This window comes from Paraburkholderia sp. CNPSo 3281 (assembly GCF_024206515.1).
Taxonomy (GTDB): domain Bacteria; phylum Pseudomonadota; class Gammaproteobacteria; order Burkholderiales; family Burkholderiaceae; genus Paraburkholderia; species Paraburkholderia nodosa.
This window is the reverse complement of record NZ_JAMBPS010000046.1, coordinates 1-17,162: the sequence shown is the minus strand read 5'-3', so window position 1 is coordinate 17,162 and position 17,162 is coordinate 1. Positions and strand designations below refer to the sequence as shown.

The following is a 17,162-nucleotide window of genomic DNA, read 5'->3' as shown; positions in this document are numbered from 1 at the left end:
ACCGTGCTCCAGCCGGTCGCCGAACCATGCTATTTAATCAGGAGTTCGAAATGATCATCCGCCGCCCGCTTTTCGCCTTGCTCGTCGTGACGGCTTGCATCGGCGCCGCATCCACCGCGTCCGCGCAGGGACTCACGCGTGCCCAGGTGCGCGAACAGTTGATCGAAGCGCAGGCCAACGGTTCGCAATTCGTGACCGATAGTTCGTATCCCGACGTGAGCCCCATCTCCGCGCAGCAAGTCGCGCGTGCGAAGGCACAGCATCAACAGCAGGAACCCAGCGGCATGGGCGCGCCCATGCAGGGCACGAGCGACGCCGGCGCACCGCACACGACGTGTGTCGGGCCGGTGAGCTTCTGCAACCTGTATTCGGGTAGCTGAAAGCGATCGCCGGATCCCGCTAGCCCCCGCCACCGCCGAACGCCCCGCTCGCGACGAGCGGGGCATCTCGCGCGCCTTGTCGGCGCCGCCCCTTCCTTCCCTGAGCGTCCTGGCCAGCCGCAAAGTCAGCCAGGCGTCATCTTCGATGCGCCGCGCATTCACCATGACGGCTGCGTGCGGATTTGCGTGCGCTACAGGACAAACCCTGCCCCCCAATTGTCTTGTGGCGTGACTACACTATGGTCGTCGGCACTCGTTTGCTATCCGCGTTCGTATGCCGCCCGCCAGCACGATGACCACTGGGAGGTGTGCTGTGCTCCGCCTGATCTTCGCCCGCACTTCGCGCCCTGCGGCCGCGCTCGCCCTCGCGCTTGCCAGCGCTTTCTGTTACGAGGCGAACGCCGCAACGCCGCCTCCGGCCTCCACCAAGCCGCCCGCCAACAAAGCCGCCGCGAACAAAGCCGCCGCCGACAAGGCCGCTAGCGACAAGGCCACTGGCGACAAGGCGGCTGGCGACAAAGCCGCCGCGCCGAAGGCCACCGCCGAAGCAACCGCGCCGGCGGCCGTGGCCGCACCCGACTTCTTCTCGCTCGCCGAGCGCTACGGCCCAGCCGTCGTGCACGTGATCGCGCGCAGCGCCGACGACCCGTCCGCGCCGCCCGAGCAGGAGGCCATCGACGCCGACGATCCTTTCTTCGTATTCTTCCGGCGCGCGCCGAAGCCGGCGTCCGACGCCGAAGCCAGCGGGCCGCGCGTGATGACGGGCGCGGGCTCCGGCTTCATCGTCAGCCCCGATGGCGTCGTGCTCACCACGGCGCATATCGTCGACAACGCCGAGCAGGTGACCGTGCGGCTCACGGACAAGCGAGAGTTCAAGGCGGAGGTCGTCGCCGTCGATCCGCAAAGCGACGTTGCCGTGCTGCAGATCGACGGCCACGATCTGCCGTTCGTGAAGCTCGCCGAAACGGCGAAGGTGCACGCCGGCGAACCCGTGCTGTCGATCGGGTCGCCGGACAGCTACCAGAACACCGTGACGACGGGCATCCTCAGCGCGACGTCGCGCACGCTCCCCGACGGCAAGGCGTTCCCGTTCCTGCAGACCGACGTCGCGGTCAACCCCGACAACTCCGGTGGCCCGATCTTCAATCGCGCGGGCGAGGTGATCGGCATCGGCGTGCAGATATACGCGGACGGAGGCCGCTACCAGGGCTTGACCTTCGCGATTCCGATCGACGCCGCCAACCAGTTCCGCGCCCAGTTGCAGGCGCGCAAGGCGGCGCCCGCCGGCAGCGCCAATGCGGCGAATGCAGCAAGCGCGGGCAGTGGCGGCACGATCCGCACGTTCGGCATGCAGGTCGAGGACGTGAGCCCCGGGCTTGCGGCGGCGCTCGGCTTGCCGCATGCGGGCGGCGCGCTCGTGGACGCCGTCGATCCTGGCTCGCCCATCGGCAAAGCGGGCATCCGGACCGGCGACGTGATCGTGCAGGTCGGCACCAAACCCGTCGACCGGGCCGCGACGCTCGCCGCCGCGCTCGCGGCCGTGCCGCCGGCCACGCCGGCGTCGCTGAAGGTGATCCGCAATCGCCAGCCCGCAGTGGCCGGCTTCTCGAACACGGCGTTCGAGGCGAAGGCGGCGGATGCGGATGCGCCTGCGGCGGCGACAGGCGCAGCGGGGGCCGCTGGGGCCGCAGGGGCGACTGCGGCACAGGCAACCGAAGCCGCGCAGGCGGCGGAGAAGACCGACGCGCCGGTCGCGCCCGCCGTAGCGGATCCGGTGAGCAAGGCGCCGCCGTCTGACGTGCACGCCGTCAAAGCGGTGATGACGGACCCGAACGTGCAGCCCGCCGCTGCGACGGCACCGGCCGCGCGCCATGCCGCCGACCGCCTCGGTCTGATCGCGCATGCGCTGAGCGCCGAGGAAAAGCGCACGACCGGGTTGCCGCTTGGTTTGATGGTGGAAGCCTCGACTGGACCCGCTGCGAGCGCGGGCGTGCGGGCCGGCGATGTCGTGCTGTCGCTCGACGACACGCTGGTCGAATCGCAGGAGCAAGCTGTCGCGCTGGAAGCGAAGGCGACAAAGAGCATGTCGCTGCTGATTCAGCGGAATAATGCGCGGAGCTTTGTGGCTGTGAAGATCAGGTGATGGGCGCTGCGCGCGGTTCCTGGAGCTTTGGCTTTTTCTTGTTTTCGCGTCGGTACGCGAACACAAGGAAAGGCCAACCCGGCCAGGAACAACGAAAAAACCCAACCCCTCACCGCGGCGTCAGCTGCGCATAAACATCATGCGCAAGCTGCAGCAGCGCCTTGCGATCGATCCCACCCGAAAGCGCATACCCAAAGTCGCCATCCACCCAGTAAAACACATTCACAGGCCCATCCTGATAAAGCTTGAACGCGGTAGTGTTGGCGCTCGTCTTGCGGTGCGAGATACACAGCGTCACGCGCTCGCCGCGCGCGTTGTGATACATGAACTGCGCGACTTCGCCGCCGTCGTCGGCCGGCAACAACCGCCCGCCCGAAAGCTCGAAGCCGCTCTTCGAGAGCATCGGCGCGCGCACGTTGGTGCCGAGCCGGTTGGCGAGCCACTTCACGAAGTCCTGCTCCTGGCTGTCGTCCATCGTGTCGGGCCGCCCCACCGTCGGCATGTAGACCACATGCGCGAGCGCCGCTTGCTGCGCGAAGCGCATGGTGCTGTCCACGCTCACCGTATGCAGCTCGCCGCCGCCAGCCGCGCCTGCGGGGCCGCCCGTGCCGCTCATGCCGTAGTGCATGCCCCACCCGATTCCCACGCCCAGCACCAGCGCCGCCGCGAGGCCCGCGAAGCGCGGCCAGTTCGCGGCTGGGCGAGCGTTTCGCACCGTTTGCGGCTCGGGTTCACGGGCGGCCACGCGCAGGCGCGCAGGCAGCGGCTCGTTGAGCACGCGGTCGTAACGCTCGTGCAGCAGGTTGTTGAGCGAGAAGAAGTCGCTCGCGCGCGCGGCAAGCTCGGGGTTGCGCTCGAGTTCGCGCTCCACATCGGCGCGGCGCGCCTCGGAAAGCGTGCCGTCCACGTAGGCGTGGATCTCGTCTTGCGTGACTGGATTTTGTTGTTCGCTCATCGCACCACCTTCAGATTCGCACGCGGGACGGAACCGGCCATGAGCGCCCGCAAGCGCTCACGCCCCCTCGACAGACGCGACATGACCGTGCCGATCGGTATGTCGAGCGCCAATGCGACATCGGCGTAACTCATCTCCTCCAGTCCTACCAGAAGCACCACCTCGCGCTGCTCCACGGGCAGGCGCTGCAGCGCAAAGTCCAGATCGCGTACTTCGAGCGCGCCCGTCTGCGTGGCGGGCACGGCATAGTCGGTCTCGGGCACGCTGTCGTCGTCGACGGAAACGTGCGCGCCACGTGCCGCCGACTTGCGCACCTGGTTCACGAACAGGTTGTGCATGATCGTGAAAAGCCAGGCGCGCAGGTCGGTGCCCGAACGAAACAACTCCGTGCGGGCGATGGCGCGCTCGAGCGTGTCCTGCACGAGGTCGTCGGCGAGCTCGCGGTTGTTGATCAGCGCGCGCGCGTAGCGTCGCAGGCGCGGCACGTGTTCTATCAGCTCGTCACGGATGTCCATGTTTCATCCTGAATTGCCGCAAGGGTCATTGCGCGGTTTGCATCGTCGGGCGGCTTCACGATCCTTCGCCTTCGCGCGCCGGCTGCGCGGCGAGCGTCGCGAGGTCCGCCGCGCGCATCAAGCCGCGCGTTTGGGCGTTGCCCGCGAGCACCCAGCGCGTGCCGCGCTCGCGCCACATCAGGAGCCGCAGCGGACCCGCGCGGTGTGCGCTCCACTGCGGCGCCGCGCCGGCCAGCCATGCGCGGCTCGCGAGCAGCACCACGCGCTCGCCCTGGTTGTTCTCGTAGACATAGCGCTGCGCGCTCGCGAACGGGCCAACCCGCACTTCGCCGCCGCCGAGAAAATGCAGGCCCGCCGCGCCAAAATCGAACGGCGCACGCGCCGCGCCCGCTTCCAGCGCCTCCGGCTGCGCGTTTTCGGCTTCCATCAGCGCCATCACCGCGGCGTTGTTCAGCACTTGCTGCGACGGCTCGGTCACGCCGACCCACGCCACTGCGGCGCCCGTCATCGCCAGGGCGGCCGCGAGAGCGATAGCGTAGCGCAACACCCGCCTGCTTCGAGCTGGAGCGGTGCGCGAGTGCGCCGTCTGCGCGGCCGGCGCCGGGTAAGCGTCGCGGATCTGGGCGTTCAGGCGCCGGTAGAACAGGATGCGATGCCATTCGCCGGGCTTGCCCGCGAGGTAGTGCCGCACGTGCGCCGCCCGCGCGCCGGCGAGCGTGCCGTCGCTGTAGGCCTGGATATCGGCTTCGGAAACCGGCGGCTCGTCGAGTGGCCCGCGAAACTTCATGATCGTGAATCGATGCTGATTGGGTGGCGATGCGGGGGCTAACACGCGGCGGGCGCGGATTATTCCGCCGGGCGGCGAAATTCCCCTTTTTGCGCGGCGCTCGAACAATTTTGCGCGATGCGGGCGGCCCATTCATCGCATCCGCATAAAAAACGCCACATTACCCGCACTGAATAATATTTGAATTATTTCCTTAAAAGCGCATGCGAGCATCACGCCCAACTGCCGCGCCCCCTGCGGCAGGTTCGTGATTGATGGGAATTCAAGTGAAAAATGCTGCTCGCCTTCTTGCCTTGTCGGTAGCGCTGCAAGGTCTCGCCATTCAACCCTGCGTCGCGCAAAGCACGCTCAACTACACCACGTCCTGGATCGGCAACAGCTTCGGTTTCGGCGACGGCAAGTGGATGCAGCAAGACGTACAGGCCATCGCCGTCGCGCCCGACGGCACCGTCTACGCGAACGCGCCCTGGGACGAAAGCGGCAGCGAAATCGGCGTCTACCGCGGCGGCGACAAGCTCGCCGTGGCTGGCAACACGCACGGCTGGGGCAATGCGGGCGGCGACGCCATCGCGGCGAACAGCACCTATGTGTATGCCGCGATGTCGATCGGCAACCAGAGCAATGGGCTCGTGGGCGCGGACTATCCGCCCGCCAACCAGACGTGGTTCGGCGTGACGCGCCGGCTGCGCTCGAACGTGGCGCAGGGCGCGCCCTTCGCGAGCGGCATTGGCAACAGCGCGAACGCGACGAAAAACAGCTTCCTGCGCGTGCTCGCCGCACCGAGCGGCAGCGACGGCGCCGTGCGCGGCCTCGCCGCCACCGACGCCGAGTTGTACGTTTCCGACACGGCGGACAACCGGATCGTGGTCTACGACGCACAAACCATGCGGCAACTGCGTTCTTTCACCGTGCGCACGCCGGGCCGCATTGCGCTAGCCACTGACGGTACGCTCTGGGTGATCCAGGGCATGCAGGACGCGAACGGCCCGAGCATCGGTCACTACCGCAAGGACGGCACCGCGCTCAACGATGCGCCTGTGCTGCCCGCGGGCAGCGCGCCGACCGACCTCGCCTTCGCGCCTTCCGGCCAGCTCTCGATTGCCGACAACGGCCCCTCGCAGCAGATTCTGCTCTACGCGCGGACGTCCAGCGGCCAGATGACGGCAGCGGGCACGCTGGGCACGCGCCAGGGCATCTTCCACGTCGTGGAGGGCACGCCCGGCGACTGGCGCTTCAATGGCATCACCAGCATCGGCTACGACCAGGCGGGCAACCTGTACGTCGCGCAAAACGGCCAGGGGCCGCGGCCGCACGGCACCGCGCTCGTCGGCCAGGGGGCGGTGCTCGAAAGCTACGCGATGGGCACGCGCACGCTGGGCTGGCGCCTCTATGGCCTGACCTTCGTCGATGCCGCCGCCTTCGACCCCGCCAACACCGCCAACGTCTTTACCGGCTCGAAGCGCTTCACGCTCGACTACAGCCAGGCGCCTGGCAAGCAATGGACCTATGCGGGCTTCACGCTCAACGGCTTCGCGTATCCCGACGATCCCGCGCTGCACGCCACGCGCGGCGTGCGCGGCTCGCCCATGGTGCGCCGCTTCAATGGCCAGCCGTTCCTCTACACGCTCGACCAGTACGCGCACTACCTGAACATCTACCGCTTCTCGCCCGCGACCGATGGCGAAGTGGCGATTCCCTCGGGCTTGCTCGCCCAGAATCCGATGCCGGGCAATTGGCCCGGCGGCCAACCGACCTACGGCGAGTGGATGTGGCGCGACGCGAACGGCGACGGACACGTGGACGCCAGCGAGATCACCTCGAACCCCTCGACGGGCGCGACCGTCGGCAACGGCTACTGGTGGGTGGACACGCCCGGCAACGTGTGGCTCGCCACGCCTCTTTCGGGTATTCGCGAGATGCCGATGCAAGGGCTCGACGCGCAGGGCAATCCCCAGTACACCTATGCATCGTCGACGATGTTCCCGATGCCGGCGCCGTTCAACCGCATCGCGCGGATCGTCTACGTGGCCGAGACCGACACGATGTACATCACCGGCTTCACCGCGAACATTCCGTGGGATGCGTCGCACTGGAAGGAAGCCGGGCCCGTGCTCGCGCGTTATGACAACTGGTCGAGCGCTTCGCCCACGCTCACGTGGCAGGCGTCGTTGCCCTGGAACACGAGCAGCAGCCCGCAGGTGACGACGGTGGGGATCGCCGTGGCCGGCAACTATGTGTTCATCGCGGAGCTATACACGCAGAAGATCGACGTGTACGACGCGCGCAGCGGCCAGATCGTCGGCTCGATGATGCCCGGTGCGGATGTGGGCAACACCAGCGGATGGGTGGACATCTATATGGGCATGAGCGCCGCGCAGCGCGACAACGGCGATTACGTGGTGCTCGTGGAGGACGACGCGCGCGCCAAAATCCTGATGTACGACTGGACGCCGGGTTGAGGCGCTGCGCCTTTATGCCCGCCCCGACACCTGCGTGGAAAACGCCACGCGATTACGCCCGTCGCGCTTCGCGCGGTAAAGCGCGGCGTCGGCTTCCTCGATCAGCGCCGTTTCCGCGAGCCCCGGCGCGGGCGTGAGCGTCGCCACGCCAATGCTGATCGTGAGGTGCTCGCTCACGGCGGAGCCCATGTGCGGCAACGCGAGCCCCGCCACGTCGCGGCGCATTTTCTCGGCGAGCAGCCGCGCGCCCGCGCTGCCCGTGCCCGGCAGCACGACGGCGAACTCTTCGCCGCCGAAGCGCGCCACCAGGTCGCGCGGCTGGCGTATCTCGCGGCGAATCGTCGTCGCCACCGAGCGCAACACGTTGTCGCCTGCCACGTGGCCGTAGGTGTCGTTATAGGGCTTGAAGTAGTCCACGTCGATCATCAGCAGCGACACTTCCGTGCGCTCGCGCTCCGCCCGTTTCCACTCGGCGCTCAGGAATTCGTCCAGATAGCGCCGGTTCGAGAGGCCGGTCAGGCCATCCGAATGCGTGAGGCGGCGCAGTTCGAGGTTCGCGCGGAGCAGTTCCTGCTGCGAGCGGCGCAGCGCGCGATATGCCTCGTCACGCTGAAGCATGCTTACGTAGGATCGCGAATGATATTTCACGCGCGCGATAAGCTCTTCGCTGTCCGGCAGCTTGACGAGGTAATCGTTGGCCCCCGACGCGAACGCCGCACTCTTGATGGCGGGTTCTTCCTTGGTGGAGAGCACGATGATCGGCACGTCGCGCGTCGCTTCGTTCGCGCGGTAGGCGCGCACGAGCGTGAGGCCATCGGTGCCCGGCATCACGAGGTCCTGCAGGATCACGGTCGGGCGCACTTCCTCGGCGGTGCGCACGGCCTGGTCGGGATGCGCGCAATAATGGAAGTCGATTTCGCGTTCGCTTGCGAGCGCCCGGCGCACGGCCTCCGCCACGATCGCCTGGTCGTCCACCAGCAGCACCATCATCGGCATGTCGGCGGCGGGCAGCGGTTGCTCTAGCGCGCTGCGCGCGGCCTCCAGCGCGACGGCGAGCGAAGCGTCGTCGGCACCGCTGAGGTCGCGACCCTCGGGGAGCCCGGTGCTGTCGGCAACATTTACGCTGGTTGGAAGAGTGGACTTCTCGGTCATGATGTCGGTCGCGTCTCGTGATGGCTGGCGTCTAGCCGGCAGGTTGATGCGGTGGCTTCACCCGGCTCGCAAGCTCGGGGGCGATGGCGTCAAGCGGCAGGATCGCGCGCGCGGCGAAGAGCGCCGCCGCCGCCTTGGGCATGCCGTATACGGCGCTCGTCGCCTCGTCCTGGGCGACGGTGTGCCAGCCCTTGGCGCGCATCGCCTTCAGGCCGATGGCGCCGTCGCGCCCCATGCCCGTGAGCAGCACGCCGATCGCCTCGCCCGTCCAGCGCTCGACGAGGCTGTGAAAGAACGTATCGACGGAGGGTCGGTAGGGTGTGTCGGCCGGCTCGCGAGTGTAAGCCAGCTTGCTGCCCGCTGTCATGCGCAGATGATCGTTGGTCGCGGCGAGCAGCACGCAGCCCGGCTCGGGCTGCTCGCCTTCGAGCGCGATGCGCACCGTGAGCGGCGTCTGGCCGTCGAGCCAGGCGGCCATGCCCGCGGCGAACGACTGGTCCACGTGCTGCACGATCACGATGCTCGCGCCGAAACCGGCGGGCAGCGCACCGAGCACGGTAGCGAGCGCGCTGGGTCCGCCCGCCGAGGCGCCGATCGCAATGAGCGGCGCTTTCGCCATGCCGGAAGCGATGAACGCCGGCGCGCGCGCGGCGAGATCGAGCGCGCCCGAAACGCGCCCGATCTGCTCGATCTTCGCGAGCAACAGGTCCATGGTGCGGCGCGTATCGGGCCCGGCGAGCGTGGGCGTATCGACGGCATCGAGCGCGCCCGCGCCCATCGCCTCGTACACGCGCCAGGCGTTCGCGCCCACGCTGCTCGTGACGATCAGGATCGGGCACGGCGAGCGCGCCATGATCTGCCGCGTGGCCTCCACGCCGTCGAGCTTCGGCATCACGAGATCCATGAGGATCACGTCGGGCACCTGCGCCGCGCAGAACTGCACCGCATCCTCGCCGTTCTCGGCGACCCACACCACGCGATGGCCGGGCCGTGTCGCAATGGCCTGACGCAGCGCCTCGACCGCTAGCGGCATGTCGTTGGCGATACCGATTTTCATCCCGCCGCCTCTCCGATCAGGTCGTTCACCGCGTCGAGCAGCGCTTCGTCGTGGAAGCTGCCCTTGGTCAGATAGTAGTCGGCGCCCGCGTCGAGGCCGCGCCGCCGGTCGTCTTCACGATCCTTGTACGAGACGATCATCACCGGCACGTTGCGATGCATCGCGTCGCCCTTGATCATCGTGACGAGTTCGATGCCGTCCATGCGCGGCATGTCGACGTCGGTGATGACGAGGTCGAAGTGCGCGTTGCGCAAGGTGCTCCAGCCGTCCATGCCGTCCACCGCCACCGTGACATCGTAGCCGCGTTTTTCGAGCAGCTTGCGCTCCAGCTCCCGCACCGTCAAGGAGTCCTCGACAACGAGAATGCGCTTGCGTGCGCGCGCTCCATCGTGCGCGCCGCCGCGCGCCACGCCCGCGAGCTGCCCGTCGCGCACGAGACGCGCAACCGACGCCACGATGTCCTCCACGTCGACGATCAGCGCGACCTCGCCGTCGTCGAGCAGCGCCGCCGCGGAGACGTTGCGCACCTTGCCCAGACGCGCGTCGAGCGGCTGTACGGCGAGCGTGCGCTCGCCCGCGAAGCGGTCCACGGCCACGCCATAGAGGCCCGCCTCGCTGCCCACCAGCACGACATTCAGGTCTTCCGCGGTCGTGGCTTCGGCACCCGCGCCGAGCAACTGGCGCGCGGTCACGAGCCCCACGGGTCGCCCTTCGAAGGCAATGTGCTGCTGGCCTTCGAGCATCTCGATCGTGCTGCGCGGCACGCTGAGCGCGCGGCGCACGTGCGCGAGCGGGAACGCATAGGCTTCGCCCGCGACCTCGACGATCAGGCTGCGCACCACCGAGAGCGTGAGCGGCAACTGCAGCACGAAGCGCGTGCCCTGCCCCGCCGCGCTCTCGATGCGCACCGTGCCGCGCACGGCCTTCGCGAAGTTCTGCACGGCGTCGAGGCCAATGCCGCGGCCCGACACATCGGTGACGGTATCGCGCAGCGAGAAGCCCGGCAGCAGCAGGAAGTCGAACAGCTCGGCGTCGGACATCGCGGCAACGGCCTGGGGCTGCGCGAACGAGCGGGCGACGATACTCCCGCGCAGTGCGTCCAGATCGATGCCCGCGCCGTCATCGGCCACGGCGATCAGCAGTTTGCCGGCGCTATGGCGCGCTTCGAGTGTGAGGCTTGCCTCTTCGGGCTTGCCCGCCCGCCGTCTTGTTTCGGGGTCCTCGATACCGTGGTCTAGCGCATTGCGCAGCAGGTGGCCGAGCGGCGCGTCGAGCATTTCGAGGATGTCGCGGTCCACTTGCGTCGACTCGCCGGTAATCGCGAAGCGCACGCGCTTGCCGAGCGAGCGCGCAAGGTCGCGCACCACGCGCGGATAGGTGTGCGCCGTATCGCCGAACGGCCGCATGCGGCATTGCAGGGCCTCATCGTAGAGGCGCTGCGCGAGTTGCGTGCCGCGTCGATCGATGCGATCGACGTCGTCGAATCGTTCGGATAGCTGACGATCCAGCGACACAATCGCATTGCGGATAGCTGCGAGCGCGGCGCGAGCGTCGACGTCGAGCGCATCCCCGTGGCGTTCCTGGAACTGTCCCAGCGCCGCAAGCACGTCGCCCTGCGCACGGCGCGTGCGCAAGAGCCCCTCCGCGAACGGCCGCATGCGGCGCGACTCCACCAGCGATTCGCCCGCGAAGCCGAGCAGGCGGTCGAGCGTGCCGGCGCGCACGCGCAGCATGCGCCCGGCGTCGGCTGAACGGGATGGCGAGGGTTGCGCCAGCGGCGCGGGTTCGACGTCGCCGGACGCCGCCGCCTCACGCTCCGGCTCGGGCAGACGCAATGACGCCGCCAGCGCGGCGAGGTTGTCGGTTTCGGGTGTGGTCCCGGGTGCGCTCGCGGCGGTGTTGGCCGCGCCGGGCTGCGCTCCGCCCTGCAGGCGCGCCACGAACGCCTCCACCGCCTCGTGCGCAAGCGGCGCCGCCGCGGCATCGCCTGCCGCGCTCAGCAAGTCGATGCCGACGAGCAGTGCATCGATGCGCGCCGCGTCGATGCGCAGCTCGCCGCGCTGCGCGGCCACGAAGCAGTCCTCCATCGCGCTCGCCACCTCGACCGCCTCCGGCAGTCCGACGATGCGCGCAGCGCCCTTGAGCGAGTGCGTCGCACGCATGCAGGCTTCGAGCGTGGCGGCATCCGCGGGCGCAGACTCCAGCGCGAGCAGGCCCGCGGAAAGCGTCCGCGTCTGCGCCGCCGCCTCCTCATGGAAGAGGTCGAGCAGCGAGCGGCGGCTCAGTTCGTCGTCGCTCATCGCAAACTCCTTGCAAGCGCATCGAATAGCACCTCGGCGTCGAGCACGCCCACCGAACGCCCGCGCCAATGCGTCACGCCGCGCACGTGCCGCCCGGCCGACTGCGCGAGCGTGGCGGGCGCAGGCAGGAGCGCGGCGGCGCCGAAGCTCGCCACGCCCTCCACGGCATCGACGGGAAACGCCGTCATCGCGCCCGCCCATTCGGTCACGAGCAGGCGCGGCGTGGCGGCGCGCGACGGTGCGGCGTGCGCTGCCGCATCGATACGCAGCAGCGCGGCCAGCGATACCGCGAGCGTGAGCACGCCGCGCACGTTCACGACGCCCAGCACAGCGGCGCTGCGCCGGTGCGGCAGCGTGTGGATGGCGCGCGCCTCGTGCACCTGGCGCAGCGCGGTGGCGGGCAGCGCGAGCCACTCGCCGCCCACGCGAAACACGAGCGAGCCTTCGTGGCGCGTCTGCGTGCCGACGGACTCAGGCGCGCGTTCGAGCGCAAGCGCAGCTGGCGCAAGCGGCGCGGGACGGTCGAGCATGCGCGCCGCCGCTTCTTCGAAAACCGGGCAATTCAGGCAGCGCACGCATGTTTCCAGGCGCGGGCACGAGTTGTCGCCCAGCGTGCCGATGACTTTCCAGCAGTGCTCGGGCAGTTGCGCCGCCGGCGCGAGGTCCTGCGCGCGGTCTTGCTCCAGCTCGCGCTCAGACATGCGGGCCTCCTGCGTCCGGTTCGCCGCGCTGAGCGACTTGCTGCGCGGCGCGCTGCGCACGGCGCATCAGCCGGCGCGCGCCTTCGGCATCGCCCTGCACTTCGAGCAGCGCCGCCAGATGCGTGAGCGCTTCGTAGTGCGAAGGCTCCAGATAGATGGCCTTGCGATAGTGCGCGAGCGCCTGGGCGGCGCGGCCCTGCGCATCGGCGATCAGGCCTAGCAGGTACCAGGTGCCCGCGTTCTGGGTCAGCGCCTGCGCCGCTTGCGTGGCGAGGCGCTCGGCCTCGTCGAGCGCGCCGGCGTCGGCGAGACGACGCGCGTCGGCGAGCGCGGCTTCGGGCGTGGCACCGGTGGGCTGCCCGACCGCCGCATGGACGCTCACCACGGCGGCCGCGCGCGGAGCCGGCGCGCCGTGCAAGGGCCGCAGCGAGAGCCGCGGCGGCGCGGGCCCGCGTGCCGCCGCGGCCACGGGCGCGTCCAGCGGCGCGAACACCGGCGCGCTGCCGAATGCGGGCGCCGCCGCCGTGGCGGCAATGACCGGCAGCGGCGTGAGCGCAGGCGGCACGGCGGCCGCCGGGCTCGCCGGATGTTGATGATCCGCCGTCGCCCCCGGTTCCGGCGCGCGAAAACCGAACGCGAGCGGAATATAGGCGGACGCCATCTCATGGCGCATCATCAGCCCGGTTTCCGCCGGTCCGACGAAGATCATGCCGCCCGCCGTGAGGCGCGCACGCAGCAAGTCGATGGCGCGGTCCTGCGAGGCGCGGTCGAAATAGATCAGCACGTTGCGGCAGAAAATGAAGTCGTAGCGCACCGGGTGCGGTGCGAGCCATTCGAACAGGTTCGCGCGCTCGAAGGTCACGGCGCGGCGCACCGTCGCGGCGATACGCCATCCGTCCGGCGCCGGCTCGAAATAGCGCTCGCGAAACGCGAGGCCGTCGCCGCGAAACGCATTGCGGCCGTACACGCCGCGCGCGGCCGCCGCAATCGACTGGCCGCTGATGTCGATCGCGTCGATGGCGAACTGCTCGTGCGCGAGGCCCGCGTCGAGCAACGCCATGGCCGCCGAGTACGGCTCCTCGCCGCTCGAGCACGGCGCGCTCAGCACGCGCAGCACGTCGCCGGGCTGCGCGGCCAGCCGCTGCGTGCCGAGGCGCGCCAGCGCGGCGAAGGCCTCGCGCTCGCGAAAAAACCAGGTCTCGGGCACCACGAGCGCGTCGATCAGCGCCTGGCGCTCGGCAGGCGTGGTCGTGAGACGTTGCCAGTAGGCTTCGCGCGCCCATTCGGGCAGCGCGGCGCCGCTCATCCACGCCTTGCGCGTAACAGCCGGATGCAGATCGGCGTGGACCTCGAGCGTCACCGCCGCCCGTGTGCCGACCGCGCGAGCGAGCGCGTTGGCGCCCAGCGATTCAGCGTCGATGCCGGTTTCGTCGAGCAGCCAGGCGGCGAAGCGCGGGTCGGCCTGTCTCATGGCGCGCCTTGCCACGAAGGCGGATCGGGAAAGAGCCGCGCGCGCACGCGCGCGTCGAGCAGTTGGGCGACTTTCACCCACTGCACGAAACCGCGCTCGTCGCGCGCGACGGGGCCGAGCCAGCGTGCCTCGGGCGTGGCGATGCCGCCTTCGGCAAAGCGCTCGGGGGCAATCGACTGCGTGCGCGTCGCGCTTTCGAGCAGCAGCGCGAGGCGGCGCGACGGCGCATGAGCGGCCGTCGGGCCGGCCGCGGCGTCATGGTCATACACGAGCACGAGCCGCGTGGACATGAGTGTGCGTGCGGGCCGCCCGAGCGCGAGCATCGGCAGATCGACCACGGGCACGGGCGCGCCCTCGTAGTCGATCACGCCGGCGATATACGCGGGCGTGCCCGGAAACGCGCGCACGGGCGCGAGCGGCAGCACGTGCGCGATCTCGCGGGCATCGAGCGCGTAACGCTCGCCGTCCAGTTCGAAGACCAGGAAGAGCATCGCCGTTCCCGCGTCACGCCTCGATCCTGAACCGCGACACGCCGGTGCGCAGTTCGTTGGCGACGAGCGTGAGATTGTCGATGGCCTGCGACGACTGGCGCAGCGACTCCGCCGTCTGCTGGGCGGCCTCGGAAAGCTGCGTGAGCGCCTGGGTGATCTGCTCGGCGCTGGTGGCCTGCGCCTGCATGCCGTCGTTCACGACCTGGAAGCGCGGCGCGAGCGTCTGCACCGCGCCGATGATCTGCGAAAGCTGCGCGCCCACGGCCTGCACGTCGTGCATGCCGCGCCGCACTTCTTCCGCGAACTTGTCCATGCCCATCACGCCTGCCGACACCGCCGACTGGATCTCTTTCACGGTCTGCTCGATGTCGTAGGTCGCCACGGCCGTCTGGTCGGCGAGGCGGCGGATTTCGGTCGCGACCACGGAGAAGCCGCGCCCGTACTCGCCCGCCTTCTCCGCTTCGATCGCCGCGTTCAGCGAAAGCAGATTGGTCTGGTCGGCCACCTTCGTGATCGTCGCCACGACCTGATTGATGCTCACGGCCTTCTCGTTGAGGATGGCGAGCTTGGCGTTCACCGAACCCGCCGCTTCCATCACGCTGCGCATCGTGTCTTCCATGTGCGTGAGGCCGCTTTGGCTCGTACTGGCGAGCCCGGCCGACTGCTCGGCCACCGTCGCCACCTCGCTCATGGTGCGCACGAGGTCGCGCGCCGTGGCGAAAATCTCGCGCGAGGTCGCGCCGATCTCGGTCGTGGTGGCCGCCGTCTCGCTCGCGGTGGCCTGCTGCTCCTTCGACGTCGCGGCCACTTCGGCCACCGAGGTCGTGACCTGCAGGGACGACTTCTGCGCCTGGGCGACGAGGCTCGCCAGTTCGTCGCTCATGCGGTTGAAGCCGTCTTCGAGCACGCCGAATTCGTCGCTGCGATTCAGCGCGAGGCGCTGCGACAGGTTGCCGGTGCGCATGGAGTCGTGCACCTCCACGAGGCGCGCCATCGGCACCGTGATCGCGCGATAGAGCGCGTAACCCGTGGCGAGCGCGGCGAGCAGCACGACGCCCAGCGCCGTGGCGAGCGTGATCTCCGTGCCCGTGACCGAGTTGCGGATGGTCTGCGCGGACTCGTCGGCCTGCTGACGGTTTTCGGCGACGAGCGCGTTGGCCGTGGCGAGCACCTCCTGCCAGGCCGGGCCGATCTGCGCGAACGCGGCCTGCGCGGCTGGGCGCGAGGCGGGCAACTGGCTCGCTACCGCCTTGGCCAGCGGCAGATAGCGCGCGTAGGCGTCGCGAAAGCGCTGGAAGCGCTCGCGGTCGTCGCTGCGGAAAAGCGTGCGTTCGTACTGCCGTGTGGTCTCCTCGACCTGCGCCACGGCCGCGGGCAGGCCCGACAGGTCGCGGGCCGCGCTGTCCGCATCGGCATCGACGAAGGCCGCGCGCTCGACGAGGCTATAGGTCTGGTTGGCCGCCGCGCGCAGCGACGTCGCGTAGAACAGGCCCGGCACCGAATCGCGCGTGAGGCTCATCGCCTCGCTGTCGATCGCGCGCAGGCGGTCCCACGAGACCGCAGCCATCGCGAGCATCAGTACGAAAAGCAAGCCAAAGCTGAGGACGATGCGTGTGCCGAGGGTATAGCGACCCTGAGTCTGTCGAGGCAGGCCGGCTTGGCCGGAACGGGGCATGGCGGTGCTCATTGCGCTAAAGACTCTCCGGTGGCGTGGACCGGCGCGCCCGCCCTGCCGGCGAGGCGGGGCGCGGCTGCGCAGGGCGAGGCCGCGCGCGGCGGCCTTGACCGCCGTAGTGTAATGCGTTTGCGCACTTTTATGGGACAAGCGATGCTAGCTGACAGCCACGCAGGGCGGGGCTCACCGGACTTTTGGAGATAAATCTGCGGAGTTCGCCGGGGCCTTTTGGCAGCCCTGCGCGGCGCCGTGCGGGGAGACGAGCCCGCCGCGGCCAATGCGTCCCGCATCGGCGGGCGCCCTGGAAAAACCCGGGGCGGCCGCGGTGCCGGGGCCGCCTTACTTCTTGACGAAGCGCAGCGTGGCGTCGACGACCATCTCGCGATGGCGCGCGCGCAGGCGCGGATGCGAGGGGTCGCGCCCGAACGCGGCGCCGAAGGTGTGCCGGTTGCCCACGCGGTGAAAGCACATCGAGCTGATGAGCAGGTGCAGATCGATGGGATCGATGTCGTCGCGGAACGCGCCGCTTGCCACGCCGCGCGCGAGCAGGTCTTCGATCGTGCGGATCGCGCTGGCGTTGCGGCTGCGGAAGGTTTTCAGGCGCTCGATGTACTTCGCGCCGTGAATGTTCTCGATCGTCACGAGGCGCACGAAGTCGCGGTGGCGGTCGTGATAGTCGAAGGTGAATTCGACGAGCCGCCGCAGGCCTTCGGTGGGATCCAGTTCGTCGATGTGCAGGTCCAGTTCGAGCGCGCGGATGTCGCCGTAGACCTTGTCGAGCACCGCTTCGTACAGCCCTTCCTTGCTGCCGAAGTAGTAATACAGCATGCGCTTGGTGGTGTTCGTGCGCTCGGCGATCGCGTCTACACGCGCGCCTGCGAGACCCATGGCCGAGAATTCGGCCGTCGCCACTTCGAGGATATTGCGCCTGGTCTGCTCGGGATCGTACTTGCGCCGGCTTTCGGATTGAGCTTCGTTGCGTTCGGCCGAAGCCGCCGGTCTTGCCATGTTTTTTTGGCCCGCAGCAGGGAAGGAATGCGGGTGATTTTAGCATGGGGGATGGGGCGCTAAAGCGC

14 protein-coding genes are annotated in these 17,162 nt (G+C 69.1%); 3 read left to right on the top strand and 11 right to left on the bottom strand.

The window, feature by feature from the left end:
- Positions 1–50 precede the first annotated feature (50 nt).
- On the top strand, positions 51–380 hold the full coding sequence (locus M3I56_RS30950) for a DUF4148 domain-containing protein (RefSeq protein WP_254357190.1): 330 nt from the start codon (positions 51–53) through the stop codon (positions 378–380).
- 313 nt (positions 381–693) lie between these two features.
- Positions 694–2,523, top strand: coding sequence for a trypsin-like peptidase domain-containing protein (locus M3I56_RS30945; RefSeq protein ID WP_254357189.1), 1,830 nt, complete (start codon positions 694–696; stop codon positions 2,521–2,523).
- A 109-nt stretch (positions 2,524–2,632) separates the two neighbouring features.
- Here the strand turns inward: M3I56_RS30945 and M3I56_RS30940 are convergent, their stop codons facing one another.
- From M3I56_RS30940 to M3I56_RS30930, 3 genes are read right to left on the bottom strand one after another with little or no spacing between them, the layout of a single operon-like run.
- Entirely contained in the window at positions 2,633–3,478 is an 846-nt protein-coding gene (locus tag M3I56_RS30940; RefSeq protein WP_254357188.1) for an anti-sigma factor, read from the bottom strand.
- Positions 3,475–3,993 carry a sigma-70 family RNA polymerase sigma factor gene (locus M3I56_RS30935; RefSeq protein ID WP_028205375.1) on the bottom strand — a complete coding sequence of 173 codons (519 nt, stop codon included), beginning with the start codon at positions 3,991–3,993 and terminating at the stop codon, positions 3,475–3,477. The genes M3I56_RS30940 and M3I56_RS30935 overlap by 4 nt, the downstream gene beginning before the upstream one ends.
- A gap of 55 nt (positions 3,994–4,048) precedes the next feature.
- A complete protein-coding gene (locus tag M3I56_RS30930) occupies positions 4,049–4,780 on the bottom strand; it encodes a transcriptional regulator (protein ID WP_254357187.1) in 732 nt (243 codons plus the stop codon).
- 254 nt (positions 4,781–5,034) lie between these two features.
- Here M3I56_RS30930 and M3I56_RS30925 point away from each other — a divergent pair, with 254 nt between their 5' ends.
- A complete protein-coding gene (locus M3I56_RS30925; RefSeq protein ID WP_375541819.1) occupies positions 5,035–7,239 on the top strand; it encodes a hypothetical protein in 2,205 nt (734 codons plus the stop codon).
- Positions 7,240–7,251: 12 nt separating this feature from the next.
- On the opposite strand, the gene M3I56_RS30920 is transcribed toward M3I56_RS30925, so the two are convergent.
- From M3I56_RS30920 to M3I56_RS30885, 8 genes are all read right to left on the bottom strand, one after another.
- A complete protein-coding gene (locus tag M3I56_RS30920; RefSeq protein WP_254357225.1) occupies positions 7,252–8,235 on the bottom strand; it encodes a diguanylate cyclase in 984 nt (327 codons plus the stop codon).
- A gap of 187 nt (positions 8,236–8,422) precedes the next feature.
- A complete protein-coding gene (locus tag M3I56_RS30915) occupies positions 8,423–9,448 on the bottom strand; it encodes a chemotaxis response regulator protein-glutamate methylesterase (protein ID WP_254357186.1) in 1,026 nt (341 codons plus the stop codon).
- On the bottom strand, positions 9,445–11,748 hold the full coding sequence (locus M3I56_RS30910) for a hybrid sensor histidine kinase/response regulator (RefSeq protein ID WP_254357185.1): 2,304 nt from the start codon (positions 11,746–11,748) through the stop codon (positions 9,445–9,447). Before M3I56_RS30910 ends, M3I56_RS30915 begins: the two co-directional genes overlap by 4 nt.
- Entirely contained in the window at positions 11,745–12,449 is a 705-nt protein-coding gene (locus tag M3I56_RS30905) for a chemotaxis protein CheW (protein ID WP_254357184.1), read from the bottom strand. The genes M3I56_RS30910 and M3I56_RS30905 overlap by 4 nt, the downstream gene beginning before the upstream one ends.
- Complete coding sequence (locus M3I56_RS30900; protein ID WP_254357183.1) at positions 12,442–13,920, bottom strand: protein-glutamate O-methyltransferase CheR; 1,479 nt, start codon at positions 13,918–13,920, stop codon at positions 12,442–12,444. Before M3I56_RS30900 ends, M3I56_RS30905 begins: the two co-directional genes overlap by 8 nt.
- Positions 13,917–14,411 carry a chemotaxis protein CheW gene (locus tag M3I56_RS30895; RefSeq protein WP_254357182.1) on the bottom strand — a complete coding sequence of 165 codons (495 nt, stop codon included), beginning with the start codon at positions 14,409–14,411 and terminating at the stop codon, positions 13,917–13,919. The genes M3I56_RS30900 and M3I56_RS30895 overlap by 4 nt, the downstream gene beginning before the upstream one ends.
- Before the next feature lie 13 nt (positions 14,412–14,424).
- Positions 14,425–16,098 carry a methyl-accepting chemotaxis protein gene (locus tag M3I56_RS30890; RefSeq protein WP_254357181.1) on the bottom strand — a complete coding sequence of 558 codons (1,674 nt, stop codon included), beginning with the start codon at positions 16,096–16,098 and terminating at the stop codon, positions 14,425–14,427.
- 327 nt (positions 16,099–16,425) lie between these two features.
- Positions 16,426–17,094: a TetR/AcrR family transcriptional regulator gene (locus tag M3I56_RS30885; RefSeq protein WP_254357180.1), complete on the bottom strand. Its 669-nt coding sequence runs from the start codon at positions 17,092–17,094 to the stop codon at positions 16,426–16,428.
- Between the last annotated feature and the right edge of the window lie 68 nt (positions 17,095–17,162).